Origin of the sequence: Roseateles sp. UC29_93 (assembly GCF_042695725.1) — a bacterium.
Classification (GTDB): domain Bacteria; phylum Pseudomonadota; class Gammaproteobacteria; order Burkholderiales; family Burkholderiaceae_C; genus Roseateles; species Roseateles noduli_A.
Map to the genome: position 1 here is coordinate 3657271 of NZ_CP170545.1, position 18894 is coordinate 3676164.

Below are 18894 nucleotides of genomic sequence, written 5' to 3' on the forward strand. Positions count from 1 at the left end.
GGCCCGGGGGTTACGCCGCGTCGGCCGTCTTCTGGCCGATGCGGAAGATGACGAACTCGGCCGGCTTGATGAGGGCCACGCCGATCAGGCACACCAGGCGGCCGTTGTCGAGGTCGTTCTGGGTCATCGTGCTGCGGTCGCAGCGCACGAAGAAGGCCTGCTCCACCGTGCTGCCCAGCAGCGCGCCGTTGCGCCATTCGTTGTAGAGGAAGTCCGAGATGGTCTGGCGCACGTTGGCCCAGAGCCGCTCGCCGTTGGGCTCGAAGACGGCCCACTGCGTACCGCGGTCGATGCTGGCCTCGAGGTAGTTGAAGTAGCGCCGGTCGGAGACGTACTTCCACTCCGGATCGCTGGAGACCAGCCGCGCGCCCCAGACGCGGTAGCCGCGCCCGCTGAGGTAGCGCAGGCAGTTCACGCCCAGCGGGTTGAGCAGCTCCTGCTGCGCGAAGTTGACGTCGGACTCGAAGCGCAGCGCGCCGGTGACGACCTCGTTGGCCGGCGCCTTGTAGACGCCGCGCTGGATGTCGTTGCGCGCGTAGATGCCGGTGACGAAACCCGACGGCGGCAGCGCGATCTCCTTGGGGATGTCGTCGCGGCCCGGACGCGAGAGCGGGTTGGCGACGACGACCCCAGGGGTAGTAGAGCGCGGCGTACTTGGAGTCGACGCGACCGCGCGCGACGCGCATGTCGCCGGGCGTCTGCGCGGGCGCGCTGTCCAGCACCGCGATGCGGTAGGCGCGGCGGCGCTCGGCATGCGCGATCAGCGCGTTCTGCACGGCCTGCGCCTCGGCGTAGGCGCTGCTGCCCGGCGCGGCGACGATGGAGACGTCCTCGATGCCGGACAGGATCGCGAGCGCCGCGGCGTAGCTGCCGGGCGTGGTCTCGGCGCCGAGCGTCGGCGCGACGCCGTCGCTGCCCGCTTCGCTGCCGACACCGGCGCCCAGGGCGAGCACACGGCGGCCGTCGGCGTCGCCGGGCACGAGCGGCAGGGCGCGGATCGCGGCGATCAGCTCGAAGCCGTCGACCCCGTCGCCGATGTCGGCCCAGACCGTGTTGATGAGCGCGTCCGCGCGGCTGGCCGGCGTCCTCGCCAGCACCGCGCCGAGCCAGCGCGGATGCGTGCGCGCCACGCCGATGTCTTCCCAGGTCTGCGCGCCGCCGTCGGCGTCGATCACGTCCAGCGCCAGCGTCACGAGGGTGGCCGTGGCGCCCGCGCCGCCGGGCACGTCATCCGGCCCGAGACCCGCCAGCGACAGCGCGGCGGAGGCCGCATCGATCCAGGTGGCGCCGCTGCCGGTGTAGAGCGTCTCGGTGCCGCCGTTCGGGGTCACCGCGAGGACGCTGCCCGCCGGCGCCGTGCCCATCGTGCGCAGCGTCGCGGGGCGGCGCGACTCGCGGAACAGCACCCGGCCGTTGTAGGCCGCGCCGGGAAAGCGCGCGCGGATGAAGGCGCCTTCGGCCGGCGTGCCGCCGGGGTCGCGCAGCCGTCCCGCGGCGGTGCCGGCGGCGTTGAAGGTGCGCACGACGTAGAGCCGCGAGCCGCCGTTGTCGAAGTAGGCCCGCACCGCGTGCGCCACGAAGTTCAGGCGCCGCCGCGCGTCGGTGACGTCGCTCAGCCCGAGGTTCTCGAGGCTGCCGTAGACGTGCTCGAAATCGGTGAGGCTGGTCACCATCTCCGGCACGCCGTCGACGGGGCCGCGTCGCGTCGGACCGACGAAGGCGGTGGTGCTGGTGCCCACGCCCTCGATGGACTTGGCGCGGAAGCTGGTCTCTTCGACGTAGACGCCGGGTGCCAGGTATTCGGGCATGGCCTATCTCCTTTGCCTGAAGGCGCATCCGCGGACCGTGCCGCGGTGGGAATCGCCGTGACGAACAACTCGCGGGGCCTTCAGGAAGTCCTTCATGGCAGTGCGAGGGGAAGGGAAAACGACTGCGAACGCCCCGCCGCCAGCGCCACGTCCAACGTGGCGTTGGGCAGCGTGGCGGCGCGGGATTCGAGGTCGTCGGGATCGACGAGGGGCAGGACCGCCGGCGCGCGGCCGGCGCGCACCTGGGCCGCCGGCGTGCGGGTGCCGGCCGCGCCGGGGGGCGGGGTCGAAGCACCATTCGATGCGCGCGGCGAGCTCGGTGACCACGACCTCGTCGGGATCGTCGGACCAGGTCGTCACCGGCACGCCGGGCACCGGCAGCAGCGCTTCGCCGCGCCAGTCGGTGAGGGCGCGCGCCAGCACGTTGCCGCCGGCGCGGGCCAGCAGCAGGGCGCCGCCGAGGGCGTCGAGGCTGCCGGTCTCGTGCACGCTCAGGCGCAGCACCGACCAGTTCATGCCCGTGGGCGCGATGGCGGACGGGTACAGCGGCAACTCGACCGGGCGGAACAGGGACTCGGGCGACGCGGCATTCGCGGGCTGCGGATCGCGCGGCAGCGCCAGCGCGGCGCGGCGCGGCAGATAGCGGCCGGCGGGGTCGGTGACGGTCACGGACAGCGTGACGTCGCCGACGGTCGGCGTGGCAGGCGCGTTGTCGAAGGCGGCCTCGTGCGCCGCGAGCGTGAGGGGGGCCTCGGCGCGCACGATCACGTACAGCCCGCTGCGATTGCGCCGCACCGTCGCGCCGGCGATGCGCACGTCCAGGGGCGTGGCCACCTGCACGCGCGTGGCCGCGTCGATGCAGCGCAGCGCGCCCAGCACGCGCGTGTCGATGCGTTCCAGCTCACGGATCAGCAGCGTCATGGCGCGGCTCCCGGCGCGCCCGGCGACGCATTCCCCGCGGGCACGGCGGTGCCGTAGCCGAAGCGCGTGGCGACGACCGGTCCGGCGTCGAGGATCCTGTCCGGATCGAGGCGCACGCGGCGCGCGATGTAGGAGACCGACAGCCGGTACGCCGGCTCCAGCGCGTCCCAGATGCGCATCATGTCCTCGGTGGACAGTTCGGACGGGATGATCTGGATCACCTCGTCGGGCCCCCAGCCGGCTTCCGGCGACAGCGCGGAGGCGTCGAGGATCGGGTGCTCGTAGAGCTGCCGCATCGCCCAGGCGAAGGGCAGCAGCTCGTCCTGCGGGTTGCTGGCCCAGGCGCTGAGCAGGAAGTGCAGGTCCAGCCCGAGCGGTGCCTGCTGCTCGCCGGACATGCGGTCCGGGCGGTGCTGGCGCAGGTGCTCGTTGACCGTCACGCGGTACAGGTACAGGGAGATCCGCGTCGTGTCCTCCTGCGGTCCCGCGAGTTCCCCGGACGACAGCAGGACGACGTCGCACTCCGGCATCGCCGTCCCGCCGGCGTCGGCCGGGTAGGTGTTGCGCAGGTAGGTCACGATCGAGTGGCCGACCGAGTGGATCGCCTGGATGTTGGCCATGCGCCTGAAGTCCTCTGAGTGCCTCTGGATGGACGGGGAATGCTTGCCGGCGGACGTCGCCAGGTCAGGGGCCGGCCGACTGCGGCGCGCGGAAGATCGCGCGCCCGTCGGGCAGCGTGGCGCGTTCGATGCGGCCGTCGCGCAGCAGCGTCTCCAGCGCCTGCCGCACGTCGGCCAGCGGAACGTCCACGCCCATCGAGCCCAACCACCATTGCGCGATGCCCTGCTCGGTGTCGGCGGCGAGCGGATGGCGGGCGAGGTGGGCCAGGATGGCCGACTCCGCTCGCCGTCTTCTCGTGCCTGCGTCTTCGCACAACGGCGTCTCCAGCAACGTTGTGATCACGCAATGCGAGGAACGTGCCAGGTGTTGCGGCGAGGTGTCGACGAGCGTTTTCAGAGGAGCGGCGGGCGCAAGAAGCTGCCGGGTGGGTGATCGCGGACCCGCCTCCTGCCACCCGCCGGGTCGGCGCGGACCCGGTGGCGCGCTCAGTTCGGCGCGTCGAACGTGTTGCGCTCGAGGCCGTGCTTCTTCAGCAGCTTGCCCAGCGCGCGACGTTCCTTGCCGGCCAGCCGCGCGGCGTGCGTCACGTTGCCGTGCGCGGAGTGCATCAGTTGCTCGAGGTAGCTGCGCTCGAAGTGCAGCATCGCCTCGTCGCGCGCGTCGTTGAAGGCGCGCAGGTCGCTGGCGGAGGCAGGGACGTCGGACGTGGATCTGACCGCGTGGGACATGCCCGTGCCACACGGGCGCAGATCGAGCTCCTCGCCATCCGAGAGCAGCAGCGCGCGCTGCACGCGGTTGTCGAGCTCGCGCACGTTGCCGGGCCACGCGTAACGCGCGATCCAGTCGACGCAGCCGGGCGCGAGCGCACGCGGCGGCAACGCGTGCTGCCGCGCATGTCTCGCGATGAAGTGCTCCGCCAGCACGCGCGCATCGCCGGGCCGGTCGCGCAGCGGCGGCATCTCCAGCAGCAGCACGTTGAGGCGGAAGGCGAGGTCGTCGCGGAAGGCGCCGGTCTGCAGCAGCTCGTGCAGGCGCGGGCTGGCCGCGGCGACGACGCGCACGTCGCCGCTGCATTCGCGCGTGCCGCCGACCGGCCGGTAGCGGTAGTCCTGCAGGAATCGCAGCAGCGACACCTGCGCGCGCAGCGGCAGCGAGTCGAGTTCGTCCAGGAACAGCGTGCCGCCCTCGGCCGCCGCGATGAGGCCGCTGCGGGCCTGGCGGGCGTCGGTGAAGGCGCCGCGCTCGCAGCCGAAGAGCTCGCTCTCGATCAGCGTTTCCGGCACGGCGCCGCAGTTCAGCGGCACGAAGGGCGCGTCGCGCCGCTCCGACTGGTAATGGATCGCGCGCGCGGCCAGTTCCTTGCCGGTGCCGGTCTCGCCGACGATCAGCACGGGCGCGTCGTAGCGCGCCATGCGCTCGATCAGCGTCAGCGCCTGCAGGAAGGCCGGCGCGCGACCGACGAGCTGGGGCGAGCGCTCGCTCAGCATGGCGGCGCTCCCGTCAGCCATCGGCGCACGGCCGTGGGGGGCAGGGGCGCCAGGGGCTGAAGCACGGCCGGCCCGTTCCACGGACCCTCGACCCGTCGCAGGGGGACTTGCATCGAAACGCCTTTCGAACGTGGAAAGGCGCCTTGGTTGGCGGATCGAACGGATGGTTCGAGATGCATTCGACCTGCCTGCGATCGTCGCTTGGCCATTGCTCCTCCCCGGTGTCCTGTCGCTGGGCGTTGGTGCCGCAGTTCTAGTCGCCAAGCTAGGCCACCGCCCCGGAGAGGTCAATTGCGGAACTCGGGGGGATCGCCTCGTAACAAGGGGGCTCTCCAGGAGGAAGATCGAGGCAGGTCCCCTTCACCCGTGACCTCGCCGGCGTGCCCCGGTCCGGCGGAGCGCCGGCTCGGGACGTCAGGTGATGACGCTGATCTGCCAGGGCACGAACTCGTTCTGACCGTAACCATGCAGCTCGCTGCGCGACAGCCGGCCCGAGGCGGTGTCGAGCAGCAACTGGAACAGCTCCGCGCCGAGGCCCCGGATGGTCTGCGTGCCATCGAGCACGTCGCCGCAGTTGAGGTCCATGTCGTCCGCCTGCCGCCGCATCAGCGCCGTGTGGGTCGCCAGCTTGACCGACGGCGACGGCGCACAGCCGTAGGCCGAACCGCGACCGGTGGTGAAACAGATCAGGTTGGCGCCCCCCGCCACCTGGCCCGTGGCGGAGATCGGGTCATAACCCGGCGTGTCCATGAACACCAGACCGCGCGCCTTCACCGGCTGCGCGTATTCGTAGACCTCGATGAGGTTGGTGGAGCCGCCCTTGGCGATGCCGCCGAGCGACTTCTCCAGCACCGTCGTCAGGCCGCCGGCCTTGTTGCCGGCGGACGGGTTGTTGTCCATCTGAGCGCCGTTGCGGCGGCAGTAGTCCTCCCACCAGCGGATCCGCGCCACCAGCTTGTGGCCGATCTCGACGGTCTGCGCCCGCCGCGTCAACAGGTGTTCGGCGCCATAGATCTCGGGCGTTTCCGACAGGATCGCGGTACCGCCGTGCGCCACCAGCAGGTCGACCGCCGCGCCCAGCACCGGGTTGGCCGAAATGCCGGAGTAGCCGTCCGAGCCGCCGCACTGCAGCCCGATCACGAGGTGGCTGGCGGCAACGCGCTGCCGCCGGATGGCGTTGGCCGGTGGCAGCAGTGCCTGCACCAGCTGGATGCCGCGGGCGATGGCGGTCGTCGTGCCGCCCGCATCCTGGATCGTGAACGAGTGCAGCGTGCCGGACTCCTGCAGGCCCTGCGTCGCCAGCAGCGTCGGGATCTGGTTGGTCTCGCAGCCGAGCCCGATGACGAGCACGCTCGCGAAGTTCGGATGGCAGGCGTAGCCGCCGAGCGTGCGCTGCAGGATCGCGAGCCCCTCGCCCTCCGAGTCGATGCCGCAGCCCGTGCCGTGCGTCAGCGCCACGACGCCATCGACGTTCGGGAACGCGGCCAGCGCCTCGGGATGGATGTCGCGCCGGAAGTGGTCCGCGATGGCGCGGGCGACCGTCGCCGAGCAGTTCACCGACGTCAGGATGCCGATGTAGTTGCGTGTCGCCACGCGCCCATCGGCGCGCACGATGCCGTCGAAACGCGCCGGCTGCGTTGCCGGAGGCGTGTCGCGCGCATCGACCCCGTAGGCGTAGTCGCGCTTGAAGTCGCCCATCGCCAGGTTGTGGGAGTGCACGTGCTGGCCGGGGCGGATGGCCCGGCTCGCGAAGCCGATGATCTGGCCGTAGCGCCTGACCGCTTCCCCGGTCGCGATCGCGCGCGTCGCGATCTTGTGGCCCGGCGGGATCAGCCCGGAAACGGTCGTGGCTTCGGCCGCGATGTGGGTGCCCGAGACCAATTGGTCGAGCGAGACGACGATGTTGTCATCGGGATGCAGGCGGATCACCCGCGCGCCGACGGTCGCCCGGGCCGGGTCGATGGCCGCCTTGGCATCGATGGTCATGCGGGTGTCTCCCGTCGGGGCCGGATCAACCCGCGTCGGCCAGCGCGGCACGCAAGCGCGGCTGTGCGATGCCGCACTGCAGCCGGTCGGCGAGCGCGACGATGGGCAGGAAGCGCCGCTGCTTCTTTTGCGCGTGGTTCCGCGCGATGTCGGCGATCGGGTGGTCGAGGAAGGGGTTCAGAAAACGCTCGCGCACGTCGACGAGGTAGGCGTCGGCTTCGGCGCGCTGGCCCAGCGCCGTGAACACCGGCAGCACCTCGTCGCTCCAGAGGGATTCGAGTCCGGATCGCAAGGCCGCATCGTTCATCGCCTGCCGGACGGTCTCGCCGGCGGCGCGGCCGTCCACCTTCCAGCGTTCGGCGAGCCAGGTGTGCCCGGCGTTCAGCAGGAGCAGTTTCAGCCGCACGTACCGCTCGAGGTCGTCGGTCAGCAGGATGGCTTCGTGTGCACACGGCAGCACCAGCCCCGGCTGCCGTTCGATCGCCCACAGCGCATAGGGTTCGGCCACGGCGCCGACCGGGTGCAGCGCCTCCGCGACGATGCGGTCGACCAGCGAGTTGGCCCAGATGCAATGGTTGCCCAGCCAGTCGACGAAAGCCGCATCCAGGTGCCATCGGGTGGCGAGCGATCGCACCAGATCGCGCAGCACGTCGCCGTTGCGCTCGATCAGTTCACAAGGAAAGATCGACAGGGCGGCCGCCGGCCTGGCGCGCCAGCGGTGGTGCAGCAGCACCAGCAGCTTGGCCGGGAAGCTGCGCGGCGCAGGCGACGTGTCGTCGATGCAGGCCGGGCCGTCGCGTTCATCGAGCTGGTAGCCGCGGTCGGCGGTGTTCGAGACGATCACGCGCACATCGGTCGCGATGGCCTCGCGCAGCGCCGGCCAGTCGGCATCGGCCTGCAGCGCCTGCCGCACCGCGCGGCATGTGAGGGTCTCGTCGATGCGCTCGCCGCGCCGCAGACCGCGGACGCGCACCGGGTAGCCGTCGCCGGCGGCCAGTGCGGCGACGCGTTCGGCACTCGCGGGGTTGTCGGTCGTCTGCACCACGAGGATGCCGCCGACCGCCCGGCCCGTCTCGCCGCGGTCGAGCGCCTGCGAGACGAACAGGTCGACGTGCGCCTGCAGGAAGCGGCTGGTGCCGAACTGGAGGATGGCCTGGGTCATGGCGCTCAGCACTCCACGATGGCCTTGACGACGCCTCGGGCGGGGTCCAGCAGGTGCTTGAAGTCGGTCGGCACCTCGACCAGCGTGAGCCGGTGCGTGTTGAGCGCCGCGTCCGGGATCTGGCCCGCGCGCATCGCGTCGAGCACGGTCTCGAAGTCTTCGGTCGTCGCGTTGCGGCTGGCGAGCAGCGTGGTCTCGCGCTTGTGGAACTCCGGGTCCGAGAAGCCGATCGTCGCAGTGACCACCGAGATCAGCACATAGGTGCCGGCGTGAGCGACGAACTTGAAGCCGCGCTCCATCGCCTTCGGATTGCCGGTGGCGTCGAACACGACATCGAAGAACTCGTGGTCGGTCAGCCGCGCCAACTGCTGTTCGTCGTCATCGGCGATCTGCACCGACGCCGCCATGTGCAGTTGCGCGATGCAGAAGTCGAGCCGGTCGCGCCGCGTGTCGAGCGCCGTGACCTGGGCGCCGCGCAACTTCGAGAAGATCATCGCCGCCATCCCGATCGGGCCGGCGCCGACCACCAGCACGCGCTGCCCGGCCTTCACGTCGGCCCGCCGCACCGCGTGGGCGCCGATGGCGAGGAACTCCACCATCGCCGCCTGGTCCAACGACACGCCTTCGGCCTTGTGCACGAAGCGCTGCGGCACCGTGAGGTACTCGGTGAACGCGCCGTCGCGGTGCACGCCCAGCACCTGGAGGTTGGCGCAGCAGTTGGTGCGGCCCTGGCGGCAGGCAATGCACGTGCCGCAGCACAGGTACGGCATCACGTACACCACATCGCCAGGCGCCAGCGGGCTGTTGGCCGGCGCCTGGTCGACGATGCCCGACAGTTCATGCCCCATCACGCGCGGATAGCTCAGGTAGGGCTGGTCGCCGGTGAAGATGTGCAGGTCGGTGCCGCAGACGCCCACGCGTTTGACGCGCAGCAGTACCTCGTCATCGCCGCGCAGCGGCATCGGGCGATTTCGGCGCGAAGCGTGCCGGGTGTCTCGCAGATCACGGTCAGCATGAGGCGGTCCTTGTGTCGCGATGCCACCGTCCCAGGAACCGGAGCACCCTATTGGTCAGGCCACTTTACGAGATTGATGAAATTGGCCTGACCGTACTTACCCTGGCGCCCTGGAAATGAGGGCCGTACCCGGTGAGGGAGGTGGTGCCAGGCGAGCGCATACACTGTGGCGCATCACTTTGGTAAGGCCAATCGGCCTCGGCCTTCGGCAGGGGATCCGCCTTTGATCAGTCAGCTCAAACCCGTCGACAACCGGCGTCTGTACCAGCAGATCGCCGACCAGATCCGCGGTCTCATCAAGCAGGGCGACTACGCGGTCGGCGCGCGGCTGCCGCCGGAACGCGACCTGGCGCAACGACTGGGCGTCTCGCGGCCGTCGGTGCGCGAGGCGCTGATCGCGTTGGAAGTGGAAGGCAGCGTGGAGGTGCGCATGGGCGCCGGCGTCTATGTCTGCGCCGGGGCGGAGCGGGCGGCGCCCGTGAGCGATTCGCTGGGGAAAGCCCGATCGAACTGATGCAGGCCCGTTCGGCGCTGGAAGGTTCGATCGTTGCGCTCGCTTGTGGACGCGCCACGCCCGACGGGCTTGCCCAGGTGTCAAAGGCGATCGGCGACATGCGCGCGGCGATCGCCAAGGGGCGGTCCCCGATGGACGAAGACCGCGAATTCCACCTGGCCATTGCCGCGATGACCGGCAACTCGGTCATGGAACGGCTCGTTCGCGAGTTGTTCGACGAACGTCACAGTCCGATCTCCGTGCAGCTCAGTGTCCGGTCGGAGAGCGTGCGGACCTGGATGGACGCGGTGCGCGAGCACGAGGTCATCCTGCGCGCCTTGGAGAGCCGCGACGTGCTTGCAGCGCAGACCGCCATGCGCTCGCATCTGCAGTCATCGCTGGACCGCTGGCTGGCGGCCCGGAAGGAATGGTCCTGACACCTTCGTGCGATGACCGCCATGTCGGCGGAGGACCTCCGCAGAGCTACTCGATGTTCTGCACCTGTTCCTTCATCTGCTCGATCGCGACCTTCATCTCGACCGAGATGTTGGTCAGCTCGATGGCCGCGGCCTTCGAGCCCAGCGTGTTGGCTTCGCGGTGCAGTTCCTGCATCAGGAAGTCCAGCCGCTTGCCGACCTCGCCGCCCTTCTTGAGCAGGCGCTCGATCTCGTCCAGGTGCGAGCGCAGCCGTGTGAGCTCCTCGGCCACGTCGATGCGCAGCGCGTAGGCGGCCGCCTCGTTGACGGCGCGCTCCTGCAGTGTCTGCTCGGAGATCGTCTGCGTGGCGCTGGTGGCGCTCAGCGCCTCCTGCCAGCGTTCCAGGAAACGCTCGCGATGGCGTTGCACCGCGGCCGGGATCAGCGGCTCGGCTTGTGTGGCGAGGTCCCGCAAAGTGGCGACGCGCTGCTTGAGCATCGTGACCAGTTTGCCGCCTTCGCGCTCACGCGCCTCGAGGAATCCCTGGATGCATTGACGCGCGGCGTCGAGCACCGTCTCGTCGTTCGCCGAGGCGCCCGTCGCGCCGGTCTTGCACCAGTTCAAGGCTTCCTGGACGCTCAGCCCCTGCGCTTTCGGCAGCCAGGATTGCACCTGCGATTCCAGCCGCGAAAGCCGGTTGAGCTGCTCTGGCTGCGGGTTCGGCCAGGAATTGTCGGTGTCTCGATGGGTGTTGATCCTCAGTTCGATCTTGCCTCGCTTGACGCTGCCCGAGACAAGCTCGCGCAGGGCCGGCTCGAGCGAGCGCAGCTCGTCGGGCATGCGCAAGCTCAGGTCGAGGAAGCGTCCGTTCACCGAGCGCGCCTCCACCGTGACCGCAGGTTGGGTGGCCGGGCTAGGGGTTTCGCCGGAGTTCGCGGGTTGTGCCGTGGCGCTGGCATAACCGGTCATGCTGTAAACTGGCATCAGCTATCGGTAGAACAATCGAACCGCGATTATGTCAAAGCCGAAACCGGCGCCCTTGCCCGCAGGCACGGTGGTGGGGGGCTATCAGATCATCAAGAAATTGGCTGCGGGTGGATTCGGCGTGGTTTATCTCGCCGAAGACCCCGACCATCACTTGGTCGCTCTGAAGGAATACCTCCCCTCGTCCCTTGCAGAACGATCTCCCGGAGAACTCACGCCTCGCGTGAAACCGGAGAAGCAGCCCCTATACCGCCTGGGGTTGCGCAGCTTTTTCGAGGAAGGCCGCTCCCTCGCGCAGATTTCGCATCCGAGCGTCGTCTCGGTGCTGAATTTCCTGCGCGAGAACGAGACCGTCTATATGGTCATGAATTACCTGCAGGGCGATACCTTGCAGGATTTCATCGTGACCGCGCGCGATTTGAAGCGTGACAAGGTGTTCCGGGAATCGACCATCCGGTCGCTTTTCGACGAAATCCTCAAGGGCCTGCGCATCGTGCACCAGCACAAGATGCTGCACCTGGACATCAAGCCGGCCAATATCTTCATCACCAACGACAACAAGGCGGTGCTGCTCGATTTCGGCGCGGCGCGCGAGGTGCTGTCCAAGGAAGGCAACTTCATCCGGCCGATGTACACGCCCGGCTTCGCCGCGCCCGAGATGTACAGACGCGATGGCTCGTTGGGCCCGTGGACCGACATCTACGCGATCGGCGCCTGCATCTACGCCTGCATGCAGGGCTATCCGCCCAACGACGCGCCGCAGCGCCTGGAGAAGGACCGCCTCGGGCTGTCGCTCTCGCGCCTGCGCAACGTGTATTCCGACAACCTGCTCGAAGTGACCGAGTGGTGCATGTCGCTCGATCCGCTGACCCGTCCGCAGAGCGTCTTCGCGCTGCAGAAGGAGCTCTCGCGTGAGACCGAGCGCCGCTACACCAAGCTCAGCTTCAGCGAGCGCCTCAAGCTGCAGCTGGAGAACCTGAAGACCGGGGCGAAGGCGTGAAGTTCTCCGTCTACCAGGTGAGCCGCCGTGGCGGCCGGGAGAAGAACGAAGACCGCATGGGGTATTGCTATACCCGCGAGGCCGGTCTCTTCGCGCTGGCCGACGGCATGGGCGGCCATCCGGACGGCGAGGTCGCCGCCCATCTGGCGCTCCAGAACGTCGCGGCGCTGTTCCAGCGCGACGCGCAGCCGGTGATCAAGGAGCCGTCGCAGTTCCTGGAGACGGCCGTGCTGCTTGCGCACCAGCAGCTGCTGACCTACGCGCAGCAGCGCGGCATGAACGACACGCCGCGCACGACCATCGTCGTCGGGCTGATGCAACAGGGCCAGATCTGGTGGGCGCATTGCGGCGACTCCCGCATGTACCTGCTGCGGGAGACCGAGCTGATCGCCCGCACGCGGGACCACTCCTACAGCGAGCTGCAGGAGGCGCTGGGCCGCCACGCGACCGGCGCCGAGCGCTTCAACCGCCATGTGCTGTTCACGTGTCTCGGCAGCCCCGGCAAACCGATGATCGACGTCAACGGCCCGGTGCTGCTGCAGAACGGCGACCGCATGCTGCTGTGCTCGGACGGGCTGTGGAGCTCGGTCAGCGACGTGGACATCCTGCGCCACATGTCCGACAGCCGCTCGGTCGGCGACGCGGTGCCGGAGCTCGTCGAGCAGGCCCTGCGCCAGGCCGGCGCGCGCAGCGACAATGTGACGGCCCTGGCCGTGGAGTGGGAAGGCGAGGGCGATGCCCCCGACTCGATCTCCACGCAGGACCTGGACCAGGAAGGCTTCGCCTCCACGATCCATGGGGCGACCCAGGACGTGCAGCTCGACGAAGCCGAGATCGATTCCGCCGTGCGCGAGATCCAGGACGCGATCCGCAAGGCCGGCAAGAAGCCCCACTGAAGGCACCAAAGGATTTCCTCATGAGCAGCAACGCCAGCCGCCCGCAAGGGCGAGCGGCGGACGCCTTGCGTCCGGTCCGCATCACCCGCCACTACACCCGCCACGCCGAAGGCGCGGTGCTGATCGAGTTCGGCGACACCAAGGTGCTGTGCACCGCCTCCGTCGAAGAGAAGGTGCCGCCGCACAAGCGCGGCAGCGGCGAGGGCTGGGTCACCGCCGAGTACGGCATGCTGCCCGCGCCACGCACACCCGCAGCGACCGCGAGGCCGCGCGCGGCAAGCAGACCGGCCGCACGCAGGAGATCCAGCGCCTGATCGGTCGCGCGCTGCGCGCGGTGTTCGACCTGTCCAAGCTCGGCGAGCGCACGATCCAGATCGACTGCGACGTGCTGCAGGCCGACGGCGGCACGCGCACCGCGGCGATCACCGGCGCCTACGTGGCCGCGCATGACGCGGTGAGCTGGCTGATCGCGCAGGGCAAGATCACCGCGTCGCCGCTGAAGGACGCGGTCGCCGCGATCTCGGTCGGCATCCTGGACGGCCAGGCGCTGCTGGACCTCGAGTACGTCGAGGACTCCGCCTGCGACACCGACATGAACGTGGTCATGACCGGTGCGGGACACTTCGTCGAGCTGCAGGGCACGGCCGAAGGCGTCGCGTTCACGCGCGCCGAGGTCGACGTGCTGCTGAACCTCGCCGAGAAGGGCATCCGCGAGCTGCTCGTCGCGCAGCGCGAGGCGCTCGGCCTGAAGTGACTGCCCAGTAATCTCCGTCGATTGGAGCAAGCGATGAAGTTGGTCCTGGCCTCCAACAATGCGAAGAAGCTGAAGGAATTGCAGGCGCTGTTCGAGCCGCTGGGCATCGAGCTCGTGACGCAGGGCAGCCTCGGCATTCCGGAGGCGGAAGAGCCTTTCCACACCTTCGTCGAGAACGGGCTGACCAAGGCCCGCCACGCGGCAAAGGCCAGCGGCCTGCCGGCGCTGGCGGACGACTCGGGCCTGGCCGTCGATGCGCTCGGCGGCATGCCGGGCGTGCTGTCGGCGCGCTACGCGACGCTGTTCGGCCGCGAAAAGAGCGACGCCGAAAACAATCGTGTGCTGCTCGAGAAGCTCGATGGCATCGAGGATCGGCGCGCCCGCTTCGTCTGCGCGCTGGTCGCCGTGCGCTCGGCCGACGACCCGGAACCGCTGATCGCCATGGGCCGCTGGCACGGCGAGATCCTGCATGCGCTGGAAGGCGAGGGCGGCTTCGGCTACGACCCGCTGCTGTTCATTCCCGAACTCGGGAAGAGCGTCGCGGCGCTGGGCGCCGAGGCGAAGAACCGTCTGAGCCACCGCGCGCTCGCGTCGCAAGACCTGCTGCGCCAGATGCGCGAGAGCTGGCACCTTGGCTGACATCATCCGCATGATGCGGCCCGGCACGCTGACGCTGTCGGCGCTGCCGCCGCTGTCGCTGTACGTGCACCTGCCGTGGTGCATCCGCAAGTGCCCGTACTGCGACTTCAACTCGCATGAATACCGCGACGGGCGCGAGCTCGACGTGGAGACCGCGCGCCAGTACCTCGCCGCCCTGCGCTCGGACCTGGAAGCGGCGCTGCCGCTGATCTGGGGCCGGTCGGTCGTGTCGATCTTCATCGGCGGCGGCACGCCCAGCCTGTTCGCGCCGGAGCAGATCGCCGAGCTGATCTCCGACCTGCGCGCGCGCCTGCCGCTGGAGCCGGGCTGCGAGATCACGATGGAAGCCAATCCCGGCACCTTCGAGAAGGACCGCTTCGCCGGCTTCGCGCAGGCGGGCGTGACGCGGCTGTCGATCGGCGTGCAGAGCTTCGACGACGCCAAGCTGCACGCGCTCGGGCGCATCCACAGCGGCACGCAGGCGCGCGCGGCGATCGAGGAGGCGGCCCGTTCCTTCGGCACCTTCAACATCGATTTGATGTACGCGCTGCCGGGGCAGACGCTGGCGGAACTCGACCAGGACCTGGACATCGCGCTGGCGTTCGATCCGCCGCACCTGTCGGTCTATCACCTGACGATCGAGCCCAACACGCGCTTCGCGAATTCGCCGCCGGAGCATCTGCCCGATCCTGATCTCGCCAGCGACATGCTGGACCTGATCACCGCGCGCACCGGCGCGAAGGGCATGTCGCGCTACGAGGTCTCGGCCTATGCGCGCGATGGCCATCGCTGCACGCACAACACCAACTACTGGCAGTTCGGCGACTACCTCGGCATCGGCGCCGGCGCGCACACGAAGCTCAGCTTCGCGCACCGGCTGCTGCGGCAGGTCCGCTGGCGCGATCCCGCCACCTTCATGCAGAAGGCGGCCGAGGGGCAGGCCGTGTCCAACGAGAACGAGGTCGCCCGCAACGAGCTGCCCTTCGAGTTCATGCTGAACGCGCTGCGTCTGCGCGAGGGCGTGACGCTGCAGAGCTTCCTCGAGCGCACCGGCCTGCCGCCGTCAGCCATCGCCAAGGCGATGGAGCAAGGCCGCGCGAAGGGGCTGCTCGATCCCGATCCGGCCGTGATCCGCGCGACACCGCGCGGCTTCGATTTCCTCAGCGATCTGCAGGAACTGTTTCTGGCATCGTGACCTTGCCGGTGGCCGGGCCCGTGACACGGCCTGTCGCCAGGCAGGTCATCGACCCGTCCAGCGCCGCGCGCGACTGCGCGGTCTCCTCGTGCAGCCAGTCGATGAAGGCGCGCACGGCAGGTTCCTCGCGCGACTGCGGCGCGTAGACGATGTGATACCGCTGCGGCTCCTTGAGCATCGCCTGCCGAGGCGCGACGCGGACGAGACGGCCGTCGAGCAGCGCATCCGCCGCCAGCAATTCGCGCGTCAGGCCGACGCCCATGCCTTGCTCGGCCGCCTGCAGCAGGATGCCGAAGTCGTTGAAGATGGCGACGGGCACGACCTGGCGCCGCAATCCGGCCTGCGCGAACCAGTCCTCCCACTGCGCCGGATCGCCGAGCAACGGCGCCTGGGCCAGCGCCTCCAGCGGCTGCCCGATCAACTGGTGCGCCAACGCGGGCGACGCGACCGGCAGCATCGAGAGGTCGAAGAGCGGTTCACTCGTCAGGCCGGGCCAGGGGCCGAGGCCCTGCCGCAACGCGATGTCGAATTTTTCCCGCTCCAGGTCGACGAGCCGGGCCGTCGCTTCGATCTCGATCGTCACTTCGGGATGCCGCGCGTGCCAGCGGCCCAGCCGCGGCAGCAGCCAGCGCTGCGCGAAGGAGGGCAGCACCGTCACGCGCAGGCTGCGCTGCCCGACGCCGTGCGCGGAGGTCGCGGCGCGCAGGCCCTGGTCGAGTTCCTGGTAGGCGCGCTCCACGCCGCGCAGCAGGGCTGCGCCGGCGGCGTTCAACACCACGCGTCGCCCCTGTCGATCGAAGACCGGGAAGCCGAGCTGCAGTTCCAGCGCACGGATCTGCTGGCTCACCGCGGAGTGCGTCAGGTTAGTTCCTCGGACGCGGCGCGCAGGTTCTGGTGCAGCGCGGCGGCCCGGAAGGCGGCCAGGTACTGGAGCGGCAGGCGGGGAAGTCGCATCGGGTGTCCTCCGGGAGAACGGGAAGGGAAAGCGAGGGCGACTGTAGCGACTCGTTGGAAAGTTTGGCTACTCAAGGAGGCAAGGATATAGCGTTTGGAGACAGCTTGTTGGGCATCTAGCATTACCAGCACTGATCCAAAACTCCCACCGATGAACGAAGGAACGACCATGAACGAGCCCGACATCACCTCCTGCCTCCGTGCCCGGGTGACCCCGCAGGTGCCGTGCTACGCCTACTCGCCGTGGGCGCGTTTCCCGGTGATCGGCCCGGCGCTGACCGTGCTGATCGCGATCGTCTCGGCGCTGGCGCTGGTCTCGAACGCCAACGCGTTCAACGACGTCAACGCCGAACTGCAGATCGCCGCCCGAGAGCAGCGCGTCGCCAGGGTGGAGGCGCAGCGCGTGGCGCGCGAGCAGGCCGCCCGGCAGGCGACGCTGGTCGCCGCGGCCAACGATCGCCAGGGCGCCATGGCGCCTCGCGTGCAGCCGGCTGTGAACCGGACCGGCGACCGGACCAGCGAAGACAAGAAGGGCCGCGCGCAATGAGCCCAAACGCAAACGGGCGCCTCGTCGGCGCCCGTTTCGTGTCCGGCGAGGACATCCCCGCCGGGAAGTGACGGTCAACCGCCGGTCAACCGTCATTCAACCGCCATTCAACCGCCGATCAACCGCACATCACACGCGGTTCATCGACATGCCCGCCGTGCTGCGCAGGCGCTCGATCAGCCGCGTGGCGATCTGGTGCAGCGGCAGCACCTCGTCGGCGGCGCCGGCGTTGATCGCCTCCCGCGGCATGCCGAAGACGACGCAGGTCGCCTCGTCCTGCACGAGGTTGTAGGCGCCGGCGTCCTTCATCGTCTTCATCGCCTTGGCGCCGTCGGCGCCCATGCCGGTGAGCATGATGCCCAGCGCGTTCTGACCCACCACGCGCGCGGCGGAGTTGAAGAGCACCTCCACCGACGGCTTGTGGCGGTTCACCGCCTCGCCGTCCTGCACGCGGGCGATGTAGTTGGCGCCGGAGCGCTCCACGCTGAAGTGCATGCCGCCCGGCGCGATGTAGCCGTGGCCGGGGAGGATGCGCTCGCCGTCCTGCGCTTCCTTCACGCGGATCTTGCACAGGCCGTCCAGGCGCGCCGCGTAGCTGCGGGTGAAGCCCGCCGGCATGTGCTGCGTGATGCAGACCGCCGGGCAGTCGGCCGGCAGGTTGATCAGCACGTCCTTGGTCGCTTCGGTGCCGCCGGTCGACGCGCCGATGAAGATGATCTTCTCGGTCGACAACCGGCCCAGGCTCGCGATCGGCGAGGCGGGCTTGAGCGGCGGAGTCGCCCCTCCCGCCGGGGCGGGGGCGCCCGGCGCGGCGGCCGGGCCCGGCGCGTGCAGGCGCCGGATCTGCGCCTTCGCCGCGATGCGGATCTTGTCCGTGATGTCCTGCGCCAGCGCACGGATGCCGTCGGCCACGCCGATCTTGGGCTTGGCGACGAAGTCCACCGCGCCCAGCTCCAGCGCCTTCAGCGTGACCTCGGCGCCGCGCTCGGTCAGCGTCGACACCATCACGACCGGCATCGGTCGCAGGCGCATCAGGCGCTGCAGGAAGTCGAGGCCGTCCATCTTCGGCATCTCGACGTCGAGCGTGATCACGTCAGGGTTGAGGTTGCGGATCATCTCCCGCGCGACCAGCGGGTCGCTGGCGGCCCCGATGCATTGCATGTCGGGCTGGCGGTTGATGATCTCGGTCAGGATGCTCCGCACCAGCGCGGAATCGTCGACGACGACGACGGTGGTCTTGGCCATTGGTTCTTACTCCTCGGTACTTCCGGGCACGCTGCTGCTCCGTGCTGCCTCAGTGGTGTCAGTGTCTTCTCAGAACAGATCGATCGAACCGCCGGTGCTCGCCACCGGTTGCGCCTGTTGCGCCGCGGCCTTGTCCTGCTGGACCAGGGCATCGGTGTTGGTCGGCGCCAGGCGCTTGACCATGGCCTTGCCGCTCTTGGGCAGGAAACACACCTTGCGCGGGTAGACGTCCATCACGTCCTTGGACACGATGGGAATGCGTTCGAGCTTCAGGAAATCGATGACGAAGTTGGTGTTGCGCTCGCCGACGTTGATCGTGTTCATGCCGGCGATCACCGCGCCGCCGCCGAAGATCTTCGCTTCCATGCGGCTCTTGGAGGCGCCGCGCTTCATCATCTCGTTGATCAGCAGTTCCATCGCGAACGAGCCGTAACGGCCGAGTTCGCCGTGCCCTTCGGGCAGCATGAAGTGGTTCATCCCGCCGATCTGGGCGTGGCGGTCCCACAGGCAGGCGGCGATGCACGAGCCCAGCGTGGTCATGACCAGCAGGTCGTCGTTGTCGACGAAGTATTCGCCGGGCAGTACCTTGACCGCGGCGTTCTTGAAATGCGCTTCGTAGAAGAAGAACGACGCCTCGCCGTTCTTGCGCGTCACCGACTTGAGCTGGGCCACGCGGGCCGCGCCGGCGCTGGCCAGCGCCGCGCTTTGCTGCATCGCGGAGGAGGCGGAGGGCAGGGTCATGGGGGTGTCGCTGAATGGGGGTTCTTCGG

20 protein-coding genes and 2 pseudogenes are annotated in these 18894 nt (G+C 69.4%); 10 read left to right on the top strand and 12 right to left on the bottom strand.

Going from position 1 to position 18894, the window contains the following annotated elements:
* Positions 1 to 10: 10 nt before the first annotated feature.
* Complete coding sequence (locus ACFJIX_RS16870) at positions 11 to 754, bottom strand: phage tail sheath family protein (RefSeq protein ID WP_377152944.1); 744 nt, start codon at positions 752 to 754, stop codon at positions 11 to 13.
* 122 nt (positions 755 to 876) lie between these two features.
* Here ACFJIX_RS16870 and ACFJIX_RS16875 point away from each other — a divergent pair, with 122 nt between their 5' ends.
* Positions 877 to 1302: a hypothetical protein gene (locus ACFJIX_RS16875; RefSeq protein ID WP_377152946.1), complete on the top strand. Its 426-nt coding sequence runs from the start codon at positions 877 to 879 to the stop codon at positions 1300 to 1302.
* A 354-nt stretch (positions 1303 to 1656) separates the two neighbouring features.
* Positions 1657 to 1782 carry a hypothetical protein gene (locus ACFJIX_RS16880; protein ID WP_377152948.1) on the top strand — a complete coding sequence of 42 codons (126 nt, stop codon included), beginning with the start codon at positions 1657 to 1659 and terminating at the stop codon, positions 1780 to 1782.
* A gap of 29 nt (positions 1783 to 1811) precedes the next feature.
* Here ACFJIX_RS16880 and ACFJIX_RS16885 read toward each other — a convergent pair whose 3' ends face one another.
* The 7 genes and pseudogenes from ACFJIX_RS16885 to ACFJIX_RS16915 form a co-directional block, all read right to left on the bottom strand.
* Complete coding sequence (locus ACFJIX_RS16885; RefSeq protein WP_377152950.1) at positions 1812 to 2729, bottom strand: hypothetical protein; 918 nt, start codon at positions 2727 to 2729, stop codon at positions 1812 to 1814.
* Complete coding sequence (locus tag ACFJIX_RS16890; RefSeq protein ID WP_377152952.1) at positions 2726 to 3349, bottom strand: DUF4255 domain-containing protein; 624 nt, start codon at positions 3347 to 3349, stop codon at positions 2726 to 2728. The genes ACFJIX_RS16885 and ACFJIX_RS16890 overlap by 4 nt, the downstream gene beginning before the upstream one ends.
* Before the next feature lie 64 nt (positions 3350 to 3413).
* A complete protein-coding gene (locus ACFJIX_RS16895) occupies positions 3414 to 3665 on the bottom strand; it encodes a hypothetical protein (protein WP_377152954.1) in 252 nt (83 codons plus the stop codon).
* Between the two features lie 170 nt (positions 3666 to 3835).
* A complete protein-coding gene (locus ACFJIX_RS16900; RefSeq protein WP_377152956.1) occupies positions 3836 to 4837 on the bottom strand; it encodes a sigma 54-interacting transcriptional regulator in 1002 nt (333 codons plus the stop codon).
* A gap of 414 nt (positions 4838 to 5251) precedes the next feature.
* Entirely contained in the window at positions 5252 to 6823 is a 1572-nt protein-coding gene (locus ACFJIX_RS16905) for a UxaA family hydrolase (RefSeq protein WP_377152958.1), read from the bottom strand.
* A 25-nt stretch (positions 6824 to 6848) separates the two neighbouring features.
* On the bottom strand, positions 6849 to 7985 hold the full coding sequence (locus tag ACFJIX_RS16910; protein WP_377152960.1) for a mannitol dehydrogenase family protein: 1137 nt from the start codon (positions 7983 to 7985) through the stop codon (positions 6849 to 6851).
* Positions 7986 to 7990: 5 nt separating this feature from the next.
* A pseudogene (locus tag ACFJIX_RS16915) lies at positions 7991 to 9000 on the bottom strand (zinc-binding alcohol dehydrogenase family protein).
* 223 nt (positions 9001 to 9223) lie between these two features.
* Between ACFJIX_RS16915 and ACFJIX_RS16920 the strand changes: the two are divergent.
* Positions 9224 to 9514, top strand: coding sequence for a FadR/GntR family transcriptional regulator (locus ACFJIX_RS16920; protein WP_377152962.1), 291 nt, complete (start codon positions 9224 to 9226; stop codon positions 9512 to 9514).
* A complete protein-coding gene (locus ACFJIX_RS16925) occupies positions 9514 to 9930 on the top strand; it encodes a FadR/GntR family transcriptional regulator (RefSeq protein ID WP_377152964.1) in 417 nt (138 codons plus the stop codon). The genes ACFJIX_RS16920 and ACFJIX_RS16925 overlap by 1 nt, the downstream gene beginning before the upstream one ends.
* Before the next feature lie 46 nt (positions 9931 to 9976).
* On the opposite strand, the gene ACFJIX_RS16930 is transcribed toward ACFJIX_RS16925, so the two are convergent.
* Positions 9977 to 10894, bottom strand: a complete 918-nt coding sequence (locus tag ACFJIX_RS16930; RefSeq protein WP_377152966.1) for a YicC/YloC family endoribonuclease — start codon at positions 10892 to 10894, stop codon at positions 9977 to 9979.
* Positions 10895 to 10925: 31 nt separating this feature from the next.
* Between ACFJIX_RS16930 and ACFJIX_RS16935 the strand changes: the two genes are divergently transcribed.
* From ACFJIX_RS16935 to hemW, 5 genes and pseudogenes are all read left to right on the top strand, one after another.
* Complete coding sequence (locus ACFJIX_RS16935; RefSeq protein WP_058936168.1) at positions 10926 to 11894, top strand: serine/threonine-protein kinase; 969 nt, start codon at positions 10926 to 10928, stop codon at positions 11892 to 11894.
* Positions 11891 to 12790, top strand: a complete 900-nt coding sequence (locus tag ACFJIX_RS16940; protein ID WP_067275106.1) for a PP2C family serine/threonine-protein phosphatase — start codon at positions 11891 to 11893, stop codon at positions 12788 to 12790. The genes ACFJIX_RS16935 and ACFJIX_RS16940 overlap by 4 nt, the downstream gene beginning before the upstream one ends.
* A 20-nt stretch (positions 12791 to 12810) precedes the next feature.
* Positions 12811 to 13544: pseudogene (gene rph / locus ACFJIX_RS16945) on the top strand (ribonuclease PH).
* 33 nt (positions 13545 to 13577) lie between these two features.
* Complete coding sequence (rdgB, locus tag ACFJIX_RS16950; RefSeq protein ID WP_377152969.1) at positions 13578 to 14183, top strand: RdgB/HAM1 family non-canonical purine NTP pyrophosphatase; 606 nt, start codon at positions 13578 to 13580, stop codon at positions 14181 to 14183.
* Between the two features lie 10 nt (positions 14184 to 14193).
* A complete protein-coding gene (hemW, locus tag ACFJIX_RS16955; protein ID WP_377161819.1) occupies positions 14194 to 15378 on the top strand; it encodes a radical SAM family heme chaperone HemW in 1185 nt (394 codons plus the stop codon).
* Here the strand turns inward: hemW and ACFJIX_RS16960 are convergent.
* Complete coding sequence (locus tag ACFJIX_RS16960; RefSeq protein ID WP_377152971.1) at positions 15344 to 16225, bottom strand: LysR substrate-binding domain-containing protein; 882 nt, start codon at positions 16223 to 16225, stop codon at positions 15344 to 15346. The two genes, hemW and ACFJIX_RS16960, sit on opposite strands and share 35 nt — an antisense overlap.
* A 276-nt stretch (positions 16226 to 16501) precedes the next feature.
* Here ACFJIX_RS16960 and ACFJIX_RS16965 point away from each other — a divergent pair, with 276 nt between their 5' ends.
* Positions 16502 to 16879 carry a hypothetical protein gene (locus ACFJIX_RS16965; protein WP_377152974.1) on the top strand — a complete coding sequence of 126 codons (378 nt, stop codon included), beginning with the start codon at positions 16502 to 16504 and terminating at the stop codon, positions 16877 to 16879.
* A 129-nt stretch (positions 16880 to 17008) separates the two neighbouring features.
* Here the strand turns inward: ACFJIX_RS16965 and ACFJIX_RS16970 are convergent, their stop codons facing one another.
* Positions 17009 to 18124 carry a chemotaxis response regulator protein-glutamate methylesterase gene (locus ACFJIX_RS16970; protein WP_377152976.1) on the bottom strand — a complete coding sequence of 372 codons (1116 nt, stop codon included), beginning with the start codon at positions 18122 to 18124 and terminating at the stop codon, positions 17009 to 17011.
* Between the two features lie 69 nt (positions 18125 to 18193).
* Positions 18194 to 18865, bottom strand: a complete 672-nt coding sequence (cheD, locus tag ACFJIX_RS16975) for a chemoreceptor glutamine deamidase CheD (protein ID WP_377152978.1) — start codon at positions 18863 to 18865, stop codon at positions 18194 to 18196.
* Between the last annotated feature and the right edge of the window lie 29 nt (positions 18866 to 18894).